Genomic DNA, 15501 nt, shown 5'->3' with positions numbered 1-15501 from the left:
CAACCCTTAAGGGGGGAAGTCCCCCCACGGGTTAGCTGGCCTCAGTCAACTGTAATGTCTGGGTAAGCGTTTTTCGCTTGTTTCTTGAACTCTTCGATCGCTTCTTCTTTCGACTTCTTACCTTCTACATATTGAAGGACTGAAGCGCCGTAGAGCGTGTCGAGCTGTTGGTCATATTTCGTGACGATCCCTGGTGTGATTTCATCCGCTTGGTCAAGGAAGAACTCGTAGTTGTTCTGTCCGCCGAGGAACTCATCGCTGAAGTCGTCTTTGATTTTGTCGGTAACTGGTTTGTAAGCGAGGACGTCGCCTGTCTCTTCAGCCCAGCCAGTCAAGAACTCTTCGTCTTGTGTCATGAGCTTCACGAAATCGTAAGCAGCTTCTTTGTTTTTCGATCCTTCGTAAACACCGAGCCATGTGCCGCCCCAGAAGTACGGGCTTGGACCGTTCGTGACTGCCCAGTCACCAGCTGTGTCTTTCGCGCTGTCTTTCAAGACGCTGTGAAGACCCCATGTTGGAAGGACGTAAGAGAACACTTCCGTTTCCGTTTCTTTGCCGCCTTCTTTAACTTTAATCGGCTTCGACATGCCTTCGAACCAAGATGGTGACCATTCTGGAGCGAGTGCCGTGTATTGTTTCTCACGAAGTTCTTTCGCGTAGTCCATGTAGTTGATCTTGTCTTCTGTCAACACGAGTTCGTTCTTGTCGTTTACCCATGCTTCTGGGTTCGCGCCTTGTGAGAACCAACGGATCGCGCCTTCGTCTGGGAACATCTTGTAACCTTTTTGCTTCATCTTCTCAGCGACTTCGAAGACGCCATCCATCGAGCTCATCATGTTGCCGATTTCAGTCGGATCGTCTGTGCCGAGGACTTCTTTCGCTAAGCTACGTTTGTAGTAGACGCCACCTGGTGTCGTTTGCCACGAGAGGGCGCGCACGTTGCCGTCTTGGTCTTTCCCGAGGTCGAAGACGTACGGGATGTAGTCGTCTGAGATTTCATTGACGTTGTACGGCTCATCAGAAAGGTTTTCCCAGTAGCCTGCGTCAACCCATTGCTTGAGGAACGCGATCTCGCCTGTGAAGACGTCCGGTGCCCCAACGCCGCTTTCGAGTGCTGGCTTGAGTTTTGTCGGATAGTCGGCGATTGGAACGATTGTCAATTCAACTTTGACGCCGTTCTTCTCTTCGTATGTTTTGATTGGCTCTTTCAATTCGTCCGTGAACGACCAAACTTTGAGGACGTCATCTTTTGAACCAGACTCAGAACCTGAAGTTCCTTCATCGTTTGAGCAAGCGCCCAAGACGCCGACTGATAATGCTCCGATTGAGAGTAAGCTGACTAATTTTTTACGCATGTGTGAACCCATCCTTTTAAGTGTTTTAGAAAGCGTTTACAAGAAGAGGTAATAATTTGTCGAAAGCGCTTTCGAAAATATTGAAATAAAATATCGAAAGCGGTTTCGATTTAGGGTGAATGATTTTCGAAATCGCTCTCTTCTCTCCATTCCGCTGAAGCGAACAGAGCGACTTCGAAAGATCATCGTGACTTGTTTACTTTTTGACCGGTGCGCAAGACGCACGTTCAATCAACCGAACTGGGATGACACGACGTTCAGTCCGTCGTTCTTTGGCTGTCATCTGCTCGATGAGCAGCTCGGCCGCCGCTTCTCCGATTTCGTCCGTATCTTGACGAATCGTCGTCAGCTTCGGTGTGATGTATTTGATCATCTCGATGTCGTCATAGCCGATAATCGAGATGTCTTCCGGGACCCGGAGACCGTGTTCATGGACGGCTTCGATTGCCCCGATGGCCATTTGATCGCCTGCGACGAAGACTGCTGTCGGCGGTGCCGGCAGTTGTAATAACTTCTCCATCGCCTGCTTGCCTTCTTCGACCGAGAAGAACCCGGCGTTGACCAAGTAACCTGGTTGAATCGGTAAGTCGAGTGCGTGCATCGCAAGCTCATACCCTTTCACCCGGGCCGCACCAGCGTCAATCGACGAATCTCCGGCGATATGCGCGATATGGCGATGTCCTAACTCGTACAAGTGGTTCACAGCCATGCGGGCACCTTCCGTGTTGTCCGAATAGACGACGCTACAGTTGGCGCTGTCCATATCGACCACGACGATTGGGATATCGCTTTGCATGAGCTCTTGCACTTGCTCGTCCATCCGGTCCGAACAAATAACGACGATACCGTCGACTGCTCGATGTTTGAAATGTTCGAGATAACTCATGTCACGGTTGCGGAGGTTTCGAGAGGCGAAGATTAAATCGTAGCCGTGTTCCTCGGTCGCGTGACGGAAACTTTCAATGATGCCGTTAAAAAATGGATGTTTCATTCCGACTTCGTTCGCTTCTGAGAACATGACCCCGATCGCCCACGATTTTTTCGTCGATAACGACTGGGCGTGTGCGTTCGGCAGATAGTCCATCTCAGCCGCTGCTTGTAATATTTTGGCTCTCGTCTTTTCGCTGACGTCCTTATAGTTGTTCAACGCTTTGGAGACCGTCGTAATCGAAAAGCCGGTTTTTTTAGCTAAATCATAAATCGTGCCCATGTCATTCTCCTCTTCCCGAAAGCGCTTTCGGTAATTTGATTGTAGCGCATGAATTTGTAGGAATCAATTCTTTTTCGTGGAATATTTTGAGATTTATTTTCGTACCGTGTTTCTTCTATATTAACGGATAAAATCACTTTTTGTCGTTAGTGTGTCCGCGTGTATAACCAAACGAGGTTCGTGAACTTTTGAACTTCCGTCTCTCCCGTCTCACCTTTGAACAAACGTTGGAACGGTTTCAGCAACTGTTCAAGGACGATTTTCCGGAGCCGGTCTTGATGGAGCTCGTACGTGATTGCTTCGAACAAATCGGCTTGTTCCTCGGTCATCTTCACGTGCTCATGGATGCGCGCTGCCATCCCAATCAACTCATCTTTCGTGACGAGGTTCTTATCCGTCGTCCCCCGCATTTGATCGACAGTGACCGGGTTCAAGATATGTTCTCCGGTGTCGACCATACGCGCCGCCATCAACTCGACGTAGGCGTACAAATTACGAATCAATCGCTGAATCGAGTAGGCTGTGTTCGTGATGCGGAGTGTGAACAGGATATGTTGCAACATCCCGTTGAAGAGCACTGTTAACTCGACCGAATACGGGCGAATCTCTTCCCCGATAATTTCCGTCAGGCGCATGGCGAGCCACTCGATCTCATAGACGCGGTGTTGTAGGACGAGCTTTTTCAATTCAGGCTCATTCGCTGACATAATCGACTCGAACAAGGCGTGGAGGTTCCGCTCCTCGTTCAATTGAATGAGAATCGAAATCTGCTCGATAAAGACGTCCTTGTCGCGCATGTCACGTCCCATCTGCATCTCAATCCGGCGTTGTCCAGCGTCATAGCGCAAGTTCTCGAGAATGTTGGCGACACAGTCCGTCTTCGAGGCGAAGTAGTTATAGAACGTGCCTTTTGAGATGTTGGCCCGTTCGATGATTTCTTGGACCGACGTCTGCTGCACTCCGTTCTCAATGAACAAAGCCATTGCGACGTCAGCAACTTTTCGTTTCTTATCCTTCATATATTGATTGCTCCGTTCTGTGTGGTTTCTGGCTTAAGTATACCATTTTGAACCGACAGTACAAAATGGTTGATTTATTTGTACGGCGGGTATAAAATCACTACATCAACACTTACTAGTATATAACTATTCAGAACATAAAGGAGCAACTCGTATGAAACCAGAATTCCAAAAGAAACCGCCGTATCTCATGCTCGCGGTCCTCTTTGTCGGGGCGTTCATCGCCTTCCTCAACAACTCTTTACTTAACGTCGCGCTCCCATCGATCATGGTCGATTTGGAGATTGCTGACTACTCGACCGTCCAATGGCTCGCGACAGGATTTATGCTCGTCACAGGCGTGCTCGTCCCGGCATCGGCCTACTTGATCACCCGGTTCTCGAACCGTGGTCTCTTCATCACGTCGATGGCGATTTTCGCTCTCGGGACGGCCATCGCCGCTTTCTCTCCGAACTTCGGTGTCTTACTCGCCGGTCGGATGATTCAAGCGGTCGGGGCGTCGACGATGGGACCGCTCTTGATGAACGTCATGCTCGTCAGTTTCCCGCGTGAAAAACGCGGAACGGCGATGGGCATTTTCGGTCTCGTCATGATTTCAGCACCAGCGATCGGTCCGACACTCTCGGGCTACATCGTCGAATACTACGACTGGCGCGTCTTGTTCGAGATGATTCTCCCGCTCGCCATCATCGGTCTCGGTCTCGCCGTCTGGAAAGCCGAGAACGTCATGGTCCAAAATAAAGAGCAATCGCTCGATTACTTGTCACTCGTCTTATCGACGCTCGGGTTCGGTGGCGTCTTGTACGGTGTCAGCTCAGCGAGTTCAGATGGCTGGGATAACCCAATCGTCTTGACGACGATGATTGTCGGGTTCGTCGCTTTGATTGCCTTCGTCATCCGTCAGCTCAACATGGAGAAGCCGCTCCTCGACTTACGAGCATACAAATACCCGATGTTCGCGCTCGCTTCAATCATCGCGATTGTCAACGCCGTCGCCATGTTCTCCGGAATGATTTTGACACCGGCCTACGTACAGAGTGTCCGTGGCATCTCGCCGCTCGACTCTGGGCTCATGTTGTTACCGGGTGCGATCATCATGGGGATCATGTCCCCAATCACAGGGAAACTGTTCGATAAATTCGGACCGAAGTTGCTCTCGATCACGGGTCTCACGATTACAGCGATCTCAACGTACATGCTCGCCAACGTCCAACTCGATTCGACGTACACGTACATCGTGACGACGTACACGCTTCGCATGTTCGGGATGTCAATGGTCATGATGCCGATCATGACTAACGGTCTCAACCAGTTGCCGACAAGCCTCAACCCGCACGGAACGGCCATCAACAACACGGCCCAACAAGTATCCGGTGCGATTGGGACAGCAGTCCTCGTCACAATCATGAACTCGGTGACGAAAACAGAAGCCGAGTCGCTCATGACCGGCGTCGACCCAGCGACACTCACCGAGAGTGCGATGGGCGCGTTGACACAACAAGCGCTTCTGTCAGGCATCCAGTATTCGTTCTATGTGGCACTCGGAATGAACCTACTCGCGCTCGTTCTCGCCTTCTTCGTGAAACGGGTCGATGTACGCAAGCTCGACTTCAAGGAAGAAAAATCAGAACTCAAAAAAGCGAATTAATGAATACAACAAGCCGTCCTGTGCGAACAGGGCGGCTTATTTTCTCGGTTATCCTTTTGTAAAACTCAAATCATTCCGACTCGGATGCTCCGGGTCAATCTGTCGAATCTTCCGCTCGTAGTGTATCGTCGTGGCTGCCTGGGCAGCAATCGCACCAAAGAAAATGACGAGCCATAAGAGCAAGTTTGACTGCATGTCGTTCTTAAATAAGAAGTAGAATCCAATCGCCCCGAACAACGAGACGGCGTTGCGACCGACATACGTGCGGCGAATGAACTTCTGAACGGTCCGTTCGTCCGTCAACCGTTGCATGAATCGGCTCTCGCGCCATTCCAGATAGATCAACACAACGAGCGCCGCTAAGAAGGCGATTCCATAACCTGTTTGAAACTCATTCATGACCAATAGCGCAAATGAGAGACCGACCGCGATGACGACCGATACGTGCAAGGGCATCCATCTTTTTTGATACAGTTGAATCGTCCGGATCCGTGCTTGTTTCTCCATTCGTAATCACCTCACTTCTATCTTACGTAAGGAAACTGGTTTTTGTTCCCTTTTTTAAGGATTTAGATTATTCTGATTAGAGGAAGATATTGAATGTAGGGGTGAAGGATAGTGACTTGCAACCAAATACGATTGTTTAGCGGACTCGCACTTCTCGTGACGGGCGTCGCTTTACTACTTAAACGTTAACAAGCATTCGGGGCATCTGCCCGGATGCTTTTTTCATGTAAACTGAAAGAACAAACTTGAGGACGTATAAGCTCTACGTCCGTTAAGGAGGAACAGAGAATGTCAACTTGGGACAAACGGTTCAATACGGATGAGTATGTATATGGGGAAGCCCCGAATGCTTTTGTGAAGCAACAGGCACATCTGTTCAAACGAGGGATGCGCGTGCTCGCGATTGCCGAAGGGGAAGGTCGAAACGCGGTTTGGCTCGCGGAACAAGGAGTCAATGTGGACATGTGGGACTATTCGCAAGTCGGTCTCGACAAAGCAAACCGGTTAGCAGAACGTCGCGAGGTCACTCTTCATACTCGTCTCGTCGATTTGGCCGTTGCGGATTGGCCGATAGACACCTATGACGCGATCGTCTGTATTTACGGACATTTCCCCGACAACGTGAAAAAATCCGTCTTGGAAGGCGTCAAGCGGGCCTTAAAACCAGATGGTTATTTTGTGACGGAAGTCTACAGTGAGGCGCAACTTGATTACGGGACGGGCGGTCCGAAACAAAAAGAACTGCTTTATACGCCCGCTGACTTCTCCACACTAATGAACTCATTCAAGACGATTCACTTTTTCGACGGGACCGTGGAACGGTATGAAGGCGCGCTCCATAACGGCGAATCGGCGGTCTTGCAATACATCGGTCAAAAAGCAAGCACCCTATAAATAAACGAAAACCGACTCGCTAACCACGAGTCGGTTTTGTCGTTGTGACATCAATGCCCCCGATACTTTCCAAGCGCACGCATATTCAACAAGTAGAGCACACCGGCATAAACGATCAAACCGAGCACGTAGCCCCAAATGCCGGCAAATCCACTACCGTACACCATCACTTCTTTAATCGCCGTCGCCCCGTAAAAGATTGGCATGACATAGCTCAAGTTGCCGAGGCCGTATGGAATCAAGTCGAGCGGGATTAACCCTGAGAAAAACACTTGCGGGATGATCGTGAACGGGATCATCTGGACGACCTGGAGTTCTGATCGGGCGAACACCGAAATCGTCGCGCCGAACAAGACGGCCGTCCCGGCCATTAGAATCATCACGAGAAACACCCAGCCGATATTGCCGAGCGATGTCAGCCCGAGCACGTAAATCGTATAGAGGACGATGAAGACGGACTGGACGACCGCGAACACGCCGTAGCCGAGCGTATACCCTAGAATGACCTGGCCACGTTTGATGGGTGTCATGAGCAGACGTTCGAGCGTGCCGCCGCTCCGTTCTTTGACGAGCGCCATCGCGGACAGGATGAAGACGAAGAAGAACGAGAACAGTGACAAGAACACGTAGCCGAACGAGTCGAACGTCGATTGGCCTTCTTCCCCGTATACATAGTTCATCTCGATATCAGCCGCCGGATTCAACACCGACAGCGCCGTTTGAATCTCCCGCACCGCCTTCGACGACTTCGTCGACGGTTCTCGGAGCGTGATTGTCGTCCCTTCCTGCGTCGCTTCAAAGATCGCATCGACGTCCTTATTGTCTTCCAAGTATCCGAACGGGTCGTCGACCGTGTCCAACCGGACGTCGAGCGTCTCGGCTTCGAACGCCTCGACGAGTTGCGTTTGTGCGTTCTCATCAAGCACGACGACCGGCACGTAATCCGAGTCACCGAGGAGGAAGTAAACGAGCGTCAAAATGAGGAGCGGTGCGATCAAAATCAAGGCGACACTCCGTTTATCGTTGAGCGTCTGAAAAATGACGCGTTTCGCCAAGTTACGCATGATCCATCCCTCCTTCTCGACCGGCGATGAGGAACAATTCCTCGACGCGACCGTTCTCCGTCTGGTCCAACAGGTGCGGGACGGTATCGTAAGCGATCAAACGGCCGTTATAGATGAGCGCGGCCCGGTCACACTCGAGTACCTCGTCCATGACGTGCGTCGAGACGATGATCGTCGTCCCGTTCGCCCGAATCGCTTGAAACTGATCCCAAATCTGCCGGCGCAAGATCGGGTCGATTCCGACCGTCGGCTCGTCTAAAAATAAGACGTCGGGTTGATGGAGGATGGCAATCGCAAGCGAGAGCCGTTTTTTCATCCCGCCCGAGAAGTTACGGACGAGCTTTTTGCGGTCATCCGTCAAATCGACGAGCGTGAGCACTTCCGGGATGCGTTGTTGGAGCTTCGTTTTACCGAGTTTATAGATTGAGCCAAAAAACTCCAAGTTCGCCTCGGCCGACAAGTCGTCATACAATCCGTCGTTCTGGGGCATGAAGCCGATATTGTGGAGCATGCCCATGTTCGGCATCTTTGTTTCGCCGATGCGAATCGAACCTTTGTCCGCGGCCAAGGCACCGATCATCAGCCGAATGAGCGTCGTCTTCCCCGAACCGGACGGGCCGAGCAAGCAACAAATGTCGCCTGAGTTGATGGTAAAGCCGACATGGTCGATGGCCAATTGGTCACCGAACGATTTACTGATGTCGTTCAGTTGAATATCCATATTCATTCTCCTTTTCGATGCCTTGTTCGAGTACACTGAATTAATAGACACCGTGTTGGTTTATAGGTTCAGTATAGACCTCAGTCGACAGCCCAACAATCGGCAATATCGGCCATCGTGTCGGTTATCAGACAGTTTTCACTCAAGTGTTGGATAAAGGAGAATATTCAGATGGGACATGAAGATTTACGCATCACACGAACGAAACAATTGATTAAAAGCGCCTTCCTCGAGTTGATTGACGAGCATGGATTCGAGGCGGTCACCGTGAAAGCGATCACCGAACGGGCCGGCATCAATCGCGGGACGTTCTACAGTCACTATGTGGATAAGTTCGACTTGATGGAGAAGTCGATTGAAGCGATTTTCCATGAGGCCGAACTTAAACTCGTCAAAAACCTCCCTCACGTCTTCGATGAAGAGCGCGGCGAATCTTCCTATCAACTGCTCGTCCCGTTCATCCGTTTCATCGAAGACAATAAAATCTTGATGAAACCGCTCCTCAGACCGAACGGGGACCCGCAGTTCCAGGCCCGGCTCCGGTCGTACATGCATGCGGCGCTGTTCCATCGTTCCCCGACGGTCTTATTCGACGAGACGAAGGCGCTCGTGCCGGCCGATTATTTAGTGTCTTACATCTCATCGGCCCATATGGGTGTCATTTACGAATGGCTCTATAGCGATCGGCCCGACACGGCCGAGGACATTGCCCGCATCATCTATACAATCACGTTCGAAGGGCCGCTCGTCGCGGGTGGTCTCCGTGCACATTGAAACTTTTACCGTTCCCTCCTGTACGTTAATATTTGGATAAAATACTTCTCAAATGGGTATGTATACGGAGAAGAATGTCTTTGGTTCATAAAAATTAACTGGCGAAAGAAGGGCGGCTCGTCTATGCAAAACGTGAACAAGTCTGTGATTGTGATCGGTGGAGGTCTCGGAGGGATATCAGCGGCCATCTCGCTCGCTCAAAAAGGGTATGACGTCTCCTTGTACGAAAAGAACGACCACATCGGCGGGAAAGTGAATCGGCTTGAACAGGACGGGTTCGGCTTCGATCTCGGCCCCTCAATTTTAACGATGCCGCAGATTTTTGAGAAACTGTTCGCAGGCAGCGGTAAGCGGATGGAAGACTATATACCGACAAAACGGCTCGACCTCGAGTGGCGCTCGTTCTTCCCGGACGGCACGGTACTCGACTTGTATCACGACTTGGCCGTGATGAAGCGCGCCAACCCGTCGCTGTCGCGGAAAGACATGCGTGAGTATCGCGAACTGTTGAAATATGCCGAGCGCATCTATAAGACGACAGAGAAGAGTTATTTGAAGGAAGGGTTCGAGTCTCCGCGCGAAGCAGTGGCACAGACCGGACTCTTCTCGACGTTGTTCGGCTTCGATTTGACGTCGACGATGTACGACGGGATTGCCAAACGAATCAGCAACCCGCATTTGCGGACGATGCTGTCGTATTATGTGAAATATGTCGGCTCATCCCCGTACAGCGCACCGGCCGTCCTCAACATGATGATTTACATGCAGCACGCGCAAGGCTGCTGGTACGTCGAAGGCGGGACGCATAAACTAGCGGAAGGATTGACGAAACTCGCTGAAGAGATTGGTGTGAAGCTCCATACCGGGCAGGGCGTCGTCCGGGCCCATACGTTGAACGGTCAACTGACGGCCATCGAGCTCGAGGATGGACGGCTTCGTTCAGCTGACTATTTCGTCTCCAACATGGAAGTCATCCCGTTCTATCAAAAGATGGTCGAGGCGGATGAACAATTCGTCGACAAGCTTGTCGAAAAGTATGAACCGGCCAGCTCCGGCTTCGTGCTCCACCTCGGGGTGAACAAAGAGTACCCGGCCCTCGGCCACCACAACTTCTTCTTCTCGGAGAACTTGCATGAACAGATGGACAAGATTTTCGAGCAGCACGAGTTGCCGGACGACCCGACGATTTACTTGGTGAACGTCAATAAGACCGATCCGACCCAGGCACCGGACGGGCACGAGAACATCAAAATTTTGCCGCACATCCCGTACATCCAAGACAACCCGTTCACGCCAGAGGATTACGCCGCCTTTGAAGAGCGTGTCCTCGATAAGCTCGAGCGGATGGGCTTGGACGGGTTGCGCGAACACACAGTGACGCGCGACGTCTGGACGCCGCATGATATCGAGCGGACGTACGGCTCGGATCGGGGCGCGATTTATGGGACCGTCGCCGATAAGAAGCAGAACGGCGGCTTCAAGCACAAGAAGCAGAGCGAGCTGTACGACAACCTCTACTTCGTCGGCGGCACGGTCAATCCCGGTGGCGGCATGCCGATGGTGACACTGAGCGGCCAGCAAGTGAGTGATAAGATTGCGAAACGTGACAAAGTGAAATGATTTTCTTCAATCCCTCATTCTATGTGAGGGATTATTTTTTGAAACTTTTTCCAATCATTTTCCGTATATTGTGCTACGATACAACAATCAAACCAAGCGGAGGAACAGGATGCATCAAATCACAAGTTATTTCTTTATGTATGCCAAAGTTGTCGTCACCGATAAGATTCCATTCATCTGGACGCTCGGGATCCCACTCATTATCGCCTTGACGCAGTCGTTTTCAGATATCCGCCAAGCGACGACAGCGGAATACTACCCAGGGCTCTCTTATTTCTGGGTGTATATTATTCTTGCTACATATGTGAACGGTGTCGGTATAGAACTCGCTCGAATGCGCGAATATGGACTGATGAAAACGTACGTGATGATTTCCGGGAACAAACTGACGTATGTCATCGCCGTCATCTTAGCACAGCTATTATTCGCCTCCATCAGCCTGCTTTTATTCACAACGGTCGTCACACTCGTACACGGGTTCTTCTCGTTCAAGTTGATTGCAACGTCTCTACTCGTATTGATCGGGAGTATCCCGTTCGCGGTTGCTAGTGTCGCCATCACGGCACTTCCAGTGAAAGTATCGAGTCTCGGGACGTTCGCGAACATTCTGATGTTTCCGCTCTTTTTATTGGCAATCAACTCACCTGATCAATGGTTCAGCTTCCTCAACCCGTTCTACGCGCTCCATGAATTCGCGCTCGGATTGCTGCACCTGACTACTCAAGTCGAACTCTCGTTTGGAGTATGGGCGACATTCCTTTCCGTACTCGGTTACTTCATCATCGGTGCGATTGCGTTGAAACGCTTCAGTCTCGTCTCACTCATCACACGCTAGGAGGTTCTTATGCACGTACACCAACTTACTTATCACTATCCGAAAGCGACGCGTCCTGTGCTCGACGGTGTCTCGTTCACACTGCAACCGAATAAGCTGAATGTCTTGATCGGACAAAACGGTGCCGGGAAGACGACACTCTTTGATTGTATGACCGGGACACTTTCAGTCGACAAAGAATCACTCGAACTCGTCCCGACGGCGGACATGTTGTATTTGACACAACTCATGTATAACCATCATGAGTTGACCGGAAAAGACCTCGCCTACTTTATCGGACGGTTATCCAAACGTCCCGATTTCAAAAAACTCGAGTCGTATGTGAACGGACTCTCGACCGCTCGAGAGCAAGAACTGTTCGAACACTTATGGAAGATGAAACTCGGGAAAATGTCTGTCGGGGAGCGGAAATGGTTGTTCGTGACGTTGCTCGCCTCGGTCAAGCGCTCCCTCTATCTGTTCGATGAACCGACGAGCGGGGTTGACCCGGCATCGCGGATCCACATCATGCGGCGGTTGCACCGTCTCGTCCAAGAGGGACGGACGTGCCTCATCTCGACGCATCAGCTACATGACCTCTCACAATTTGAGGCACATGTCATCTTCCTCCACGCGGGACGTGTGTTATACGAAGGCGACTTCCAAGACTGGTTGCGCGCCTCCGGGACGACCGACCCGGACGAGGCGTTCGTCGCGATGGTCGAAGGAACGACGAATGATGTGGCGGTGACACGATGACCGATTCATTTTGGGAACGACACCGCTTCAAGTTCTATACGATCGGCATGGTCATCTGCGGGATATTGGTGGGCATGTTTTCATAAGAAAAAGCATCTGACACGACGTCAGATGCTTCTTTTAGTTGCCTGAACTCGATTTTCCGATAATCAGCTTCAATACAAGAATGACTCCGCCTAACATGACAGCAAAGGTACCAAGCGACCAGAGCATGTCAAACACTCGTAGATCCATCGTCTTCCTCCTTATTTGAGCTGACGTTTCGCTTCATCGCGATGCGCCGTCCGCAGCTCATGATTCGTCACGTGCTCCGGGTCAATCAACTCGATTTTCCGGTTCACCCATACCGATAAGAAGATGAATGGGATAAACAAGGCGAGCAGCATAATGGCGAAGATGACGAGTGACCCTTCAATCGCCCAAGCGATGGCGATGAAGACCCCAAGCAAGATGACGTTCGCGAGCACGATGCCGAACTCGAGTCGCACGAACTTTTGATAGCGCGCGTCGTCATTGAATGTGAGCAGCAACTTCATGCGGTGCCACGCCCGATAGAGGCTCGGCAATTGCGTCGCCATGATGATGATGGCGAATGTCGCGAGGGTGATGTCTTGCGTAAAGATGAAGTAAAAGGCGATCCCTAAAATTGCGAACGTGAGCAAGAGCGCCGTCCGGTTCACCTTTCGGTCGTTCTCGACCATTTGTTTCAGCCGTTCATTTTTATTAACCATAGTTAGGTACTCCCATCATGATGACTTTCGTTTTTCGCGCTCGAGTTGCGCCTTGCCGAGCTCCGTCGCGGTCACATGCTCCGGGTCAATCGTTTTCAACTCACGGTCGATGCGAATCCCAAGCGCCAAGAACGTGATCAGACCGACGATAACGACGATGACGAGCGTGAGTAGCGTGATCCACCCGAGCATCGAGCTAGCAATCAACAATAAAAGAAACACGATGTTCCCGACGGCCAAGCCGAACTCGGACCGTACTTTCTGTTGGTAGCGAGCGTCGTCGTTGAAGGTGAGCAGCAACTTCATCCGATGCCACCCTTTATACAGCACGGGCAACTGTCCAACCAAGATGATCGGCAACAGTAAGAGGACGTCCGTCGCCCAAAAATAGATGATGAACAGTGCGATGATTCCTATCGTCGGGTACAACATTTGTTTTTGTCGCTTTCGATCGTTCTCCATCATGCGTTCAAGTCTTATGTTATGGTCAACCATCCAATCCCCCTAATCAAATCTCGTTACCTTCTTTTACGAAAAGAAACGGCAAATCGTTTCACTCGACTCGAATATCGTTATCGAGAATGTACATCGTCTCTTCGTAGCGTTGTTTACTATAGGCGTCGTCTTGCCTGTGGAGCGTCTCAAAAAATGCTTCGAACAGTTGTTGATCTAAAGGCTTCCGTCGAATAATGACTTCTTGAATGACGCTTGTTGCCGTCTCTCGCAACGTCTCGTCATCCATCCATGTCAATAGCTCACGAACGAGTTCGTCCGCTTCAAGTAAATCCAAGCTATTGAACCAAAGAACCGCACCAATCCTTTTGTCTTCTAGATGATCGCTATAGAGTAGGCGTCGCGCATCTTTCAGGAGCGTCTCCCCTTGTTTCATTTCAGTACCTGATTCTGGAGTCATTTCTTCATATACTCCCATATCCACCGTCGTGAGCGCTTCCGTGAATTGACGGAATGAGTCGAACAAGACATCAATCTCTTCCGTATCCGTATCGATATAGGCAATCTTCGGCGTCGCGCCTTCACGGTAGTCGAATGCGAGGAAAAAGTGCCCGTCACCGGCGAACGCAATCAATTGTTCATCCTCGACACCCCACTCTTTTAATAACGCCTTGGATTCAATCAACCCTTTATTTAAACCAACTCCAGCAATCGAATCGACGAGGGCGATGTCATCTTGCCCATTCCATGTAATCGGTAAGTCGCGCTGTTCGACATATCCCCCGTTCTGGATACGAATCGCCTCGAGATAATCGTCCGGCAGTTTCACCCCGAGGCGCCCTTCCACTTCAGTTAATACGTCGTCCGTTAATGCGGGCAACCGATTCGGATCGTCCGGTATGTCATTCCAAATGATCATTGTTCCCCTGCTTTCTTCAATCGTCTGTATTGGCGAATGTCTTGATTCGTCACATGCTCTGGGTCAATCTTTTTGAGTCGCTCATTCACCCACCATTCGAAATATAGGAAAGGTACAACGATGAGCGTACCAAGCAATGAATACGTGACGTGTTGAAAATTTTGAATGACTGTACCCCAAATAAATACCGCGAGCCCGATGACCGTCATGAAGATGAATAAAAAGTTGAGTCGAACATATCGGCGATACAGCTCATCCGAACTAAAACGGAGCAATAGCTTCATCCGTAACCAGCCCCATAAAATCAGTGATGCGTAAATGACTAAAAAGGCTGCGAACACCTGCATGTTCGTTAAGGTGTAACGACTATGGAGATAAAACGAGGTCAAGATGATGATGGCGACCAGTAGACCAAATAAACGAATCGAGACTTGTTCAAACCGCATCAATTGAAGCAAGCGATCTTTATGCTCGACCATCATTCCTTCTCCCATTTCCGTTTCATCCGTTCCCGTTTCGTAAATCCAATCAAGCTATCCGAGACATGCTCGTGATCGATCCGAAGCAAGCGGGTATCGAGCCATGTCTCAACCACCAACATGCCTGCAATCAACGTCGCCGACAGTCCACTGAATACCGGCAATGCGAAGTATCCGGATACATACCCGCCCATCAAACCGAGCATGACCCATAACATCGCAATCGCGATGACGCCTTTCGCCCGGATTAACCGTTTGTAGGAGCGATTTTCATTGAACGTCACGGATACACGCGTCTTCTGCCACGCTACGCGACTGAGCGGGACAGCCGTCATCATCAAAAAGACGAACATCGCAAGCATTGGCAATGATGCATTGGTATAGATCCACCACCCCAGTCCTAGCCCTGCCGCGGCGGCCCATAACAAGTTAAACGCACCTTTTTTGGGAAGCATATATAACTGCTCGATTCGTTCTTCTCGTGTCACCATAAATGTATTCCTCCTTGAAACCAATTCGGACCGTTCACCGTAT

Annotated in this window: 17 protein-coding genes; 6 read left to right on the top strand and 11 right to left on the bottom strand. The window is 50.6% G+C overall.

Annotated elements, in window-relative coordinates:
- Positions 1-41 precede the first annotated feature (41 nt).
- From KNP60_RS14475 to KNP60_RS14465, 3 genes are all read right to left on the bottom strand, one after another.
- Positions 42-1355 carry an ABC transporter substrate-binding protein gene (locus KNP60_RS14475; RefSeq protein ID WP_034781540.1) on the bottom strand — a complete coding sequence of 438 codons (1314 nt, stop codon included), beginning with the start codon at positions 1353-1355 and terminating at the stop codon, positions 42-44.
- Positions 1356-1551: 196 nt separating this feature from the next.
- The gene (locus tag KNP60_RS14470) at positions 1552-2565 is read right to left on the bottom strand and encodes a LacI family DNA-binding transcriptional regulator (RefSeq protein WP_034781538.1); all 1014 of its coding nucleotides are present in this window, start codon (positions 2563-2565) and stop codon (positions 1552-1554) included.
- A gap of 146 nt (positions 2566-2711) precedes the next feature.
- Entirely contained in the window at positions 2712-3584 is an 873-nt protein-coding gene (locus KNP60_RS14465) for a TetR/AcrR family transcriptional regulator (RefSeq protein WP_034781534.1), read from the bottom strand.
- 154 nt (positions 3585-3738) lie between these two features.
- Here KNP60_RS14465 and KNP60_RS14460 point away from each other — a divergent pair, with 154 nt between their 5' ends.
- Positions 3739-5232, top strand: coding sequence for an MDR family MFS transporter (locus tag KNP60_RS14460; protein WP_034781533.1), 1494 nt, complete (start codon positions 3739-3741; stop codon positions 5230-5232).
- Between the two features lie 48 nt (positions 5233-5280).
- Here KNP60_RS14460 and KNP60_RS14455 read toward each other — a convergent pair whose 3' ends face one another.
- Positions 5281-5739 carry a hypothetical protein gene (locus tag KNP60_RS14455; RefSeq protein ID WP_034781530.1) on the bottom strand — a complete coding sequence of 153 codons (459 nt, stop codon included), beginning with the start codon at positions 5737-5739 and terminating at the stop codon, positions 5281-5283.
- Positions 5740-6027: 288 nt separating this feature from the next.
- On the opposite strand from KNP60_RS14455, the gene KNP60_RS14450 reads away from it, so the two are divergent.
- Positions 6028-6633 (top strand): SAM-dependent methyltransferase, encoded by a 606-nt coding sequence (locus KNP60_RS14450; protein ID WP_034781529.1) that lies wholly within the window; start codon positions 6028-6030, stop codon positions 6631-6633.
- 50 nt (positions 6634-6683) lie between these two features.
- On the opposite strand, the gene KNP60_RS14445 is transcribed toward KNP60_RS14450, so the two are convergent.
- On the bottom strand, positions 6684-7697 hold the full coding sequence (locus tag KNP60_RS14445) for an ABC transporter permease (RefSeq protein WP_034781526.1): 1014 nt from the start codon (positions 7695-7697) through the stop codon (positions 6684-6686).
- Positions 7690-8418 carry an ABC transporter ATP-binding protein gene (locus KNP60_RS14440; protein WP_052090289.1) on the bottom strand — a complete coding sequence of 243 codons (729 nt, stop codon included), beginning with the start codon at positions 8416-8418 and terminating at the stop codon, positions 7690-7692. Before KNP60_RS14440 ends, KNP60_RS14445 begins: the two co-directional genes overlap by 8 nt.
- 171 nt (positions 8419-8589) lie before the next feature.
- On the opposite strand from KNP60_RS14440, the gene KNP60_RS14435 reads away from it, so the two are divergent.
- The 4 genes from KNP60_RS14435 to KNP60_RS14420 all read left to right on the top strand — a co-directional run bounded on the left by KNP60_RS14435 (position 8590) and on the right by KNP60_RS14420 (position 12385).
- The gene (locus tag KNP60_RS14435) at positions 8590-9192 is read left to right on the top strand and encodes a TetR/AcrR family transcriptional regulator (RefSeq protein ID WP_052090288.1); all 603 of its coding nucleotides are present in this window, start codon (positions 8590-8592) and stop codon (positions 9190-9192) included.
- Positions 9193-9315: 123 nt separating this feature from the next.
- Positions 9316-10812: a phytoene desaturase family protein gene (locus tag KNP60_RS14430; protein ID WP_214797780.1), complete on the top strand. Its 1497-nt coding sequence runs from the start codon at positions 9316-9318 to the stop codon at positions 10810-10812.
- A 109-nt stretch (positions 10813-10921) separates the two neighbouring features.
- The gene (locus tag KNP60_RS14425; protein WP_034781519.1) at positions 10922-11647 is read left to right on the top strand and encodes a hypothetical protein; all 726 of its coding nucleotides are present in this window, start codon (positions 10922-10924) and stop codon (positions 11645-11647) included.
- Between the two features lie 9 nt (positions 11648-11656).
- Positions 11657-12385: an ATP-binding cassette domain-containing protein gene (locus KNP60_RS14420; RefSeq protein ID WP_034781516.1), complete on the top strand. Its 729-nt coding sequence runs from the start codon at positions 11657-11659 to the stop codon at positions 12383-12385.
- A 245-nt stretch (positions 12386-12630) separates the two neighbouring features.
- Here KNP60_RS14420 and KNP60_RS14415 read toward each other — a convergent pair whose 3' ends face one another.
- The 5 genes from KNP60_RS14415 to KNP60_RS14395 are packed head-to-tail and all read right to left on the bottom strand — an operon-like array spanning position 12631 to position 15458.
- Positions 12631-13116: a hypothetical protein gene (locus KNP60_RS14415; RefSeq protein WP_034781514.1), complete on the bottom strand. Its 486-nt coding sequence runs from the start codon at positions 13114-13116 to the stop codon at positions 12631-12633.
- Positions 13117-13131: 15 nt separating this feature from the next.
- Entirely contained in the window at positions 13132-13611 is a 480-nt protein-coding gene (locus tag KNP60_RS14410; RefSeq protein WP_034781511.1) for a hypothetical protein, read from the bottom strand.
- Positions 13612-13669: 58 nt separating this feature from the next.
- Positions 13670-14488, bottom strand: a complete 819-nt coding sequence (locus KNP60_RS14405; protein ID WP_034781508.1) for an SMI1/KNR4 family protein — start codon at positions 14486-14488, stop codon at positions 13670-13672.
- Positions 14485-14967, bottom strand: a complete 483-nt coding sequence (locus KNP60_RS14400; RefSeq protein WP_034781505.1) for a hypothetical protein — start codon at positions 14965-14967, stop codon at positions 14485-14487. Before KNP60_RS14400 ends, KNP60_RS14405 begins: the two co-directional genes overlap by 4 nt.
- On the bottom strand, positions 14967-15458 hold the full coding sequence (locus KNP60_RS14395; protein ID WP_034781502.1) for a hypothetical protein: 492 nt from the start codon (positions 15456-15458) through the stop codon (positions 14967-14969). Before KNP60_RS14395 ends, KNP60_RS14400 begins: the two co-directional genes overlap by 1 nt.
- Positions 15459-15501 lie beyond the last annotated feature (43 nt).

The sequence above is a fragment of the Exiguobacterium sp. s5 genome, assembly GCF_018618075.1.
Taxonomy (GTDB): domain Bacteria; phylum Bacillota; class Bacilli; order Exiguobacteriales; family Exiguobacteriaceae; genus Exiguobacterium; species Exiguobacterium mexicanum_A.
The sequence above is the reverse complement of the archived record's forward strand: the minus strand, read 5'-3'. Positions and strand labels throughout refer to the sequence as shown.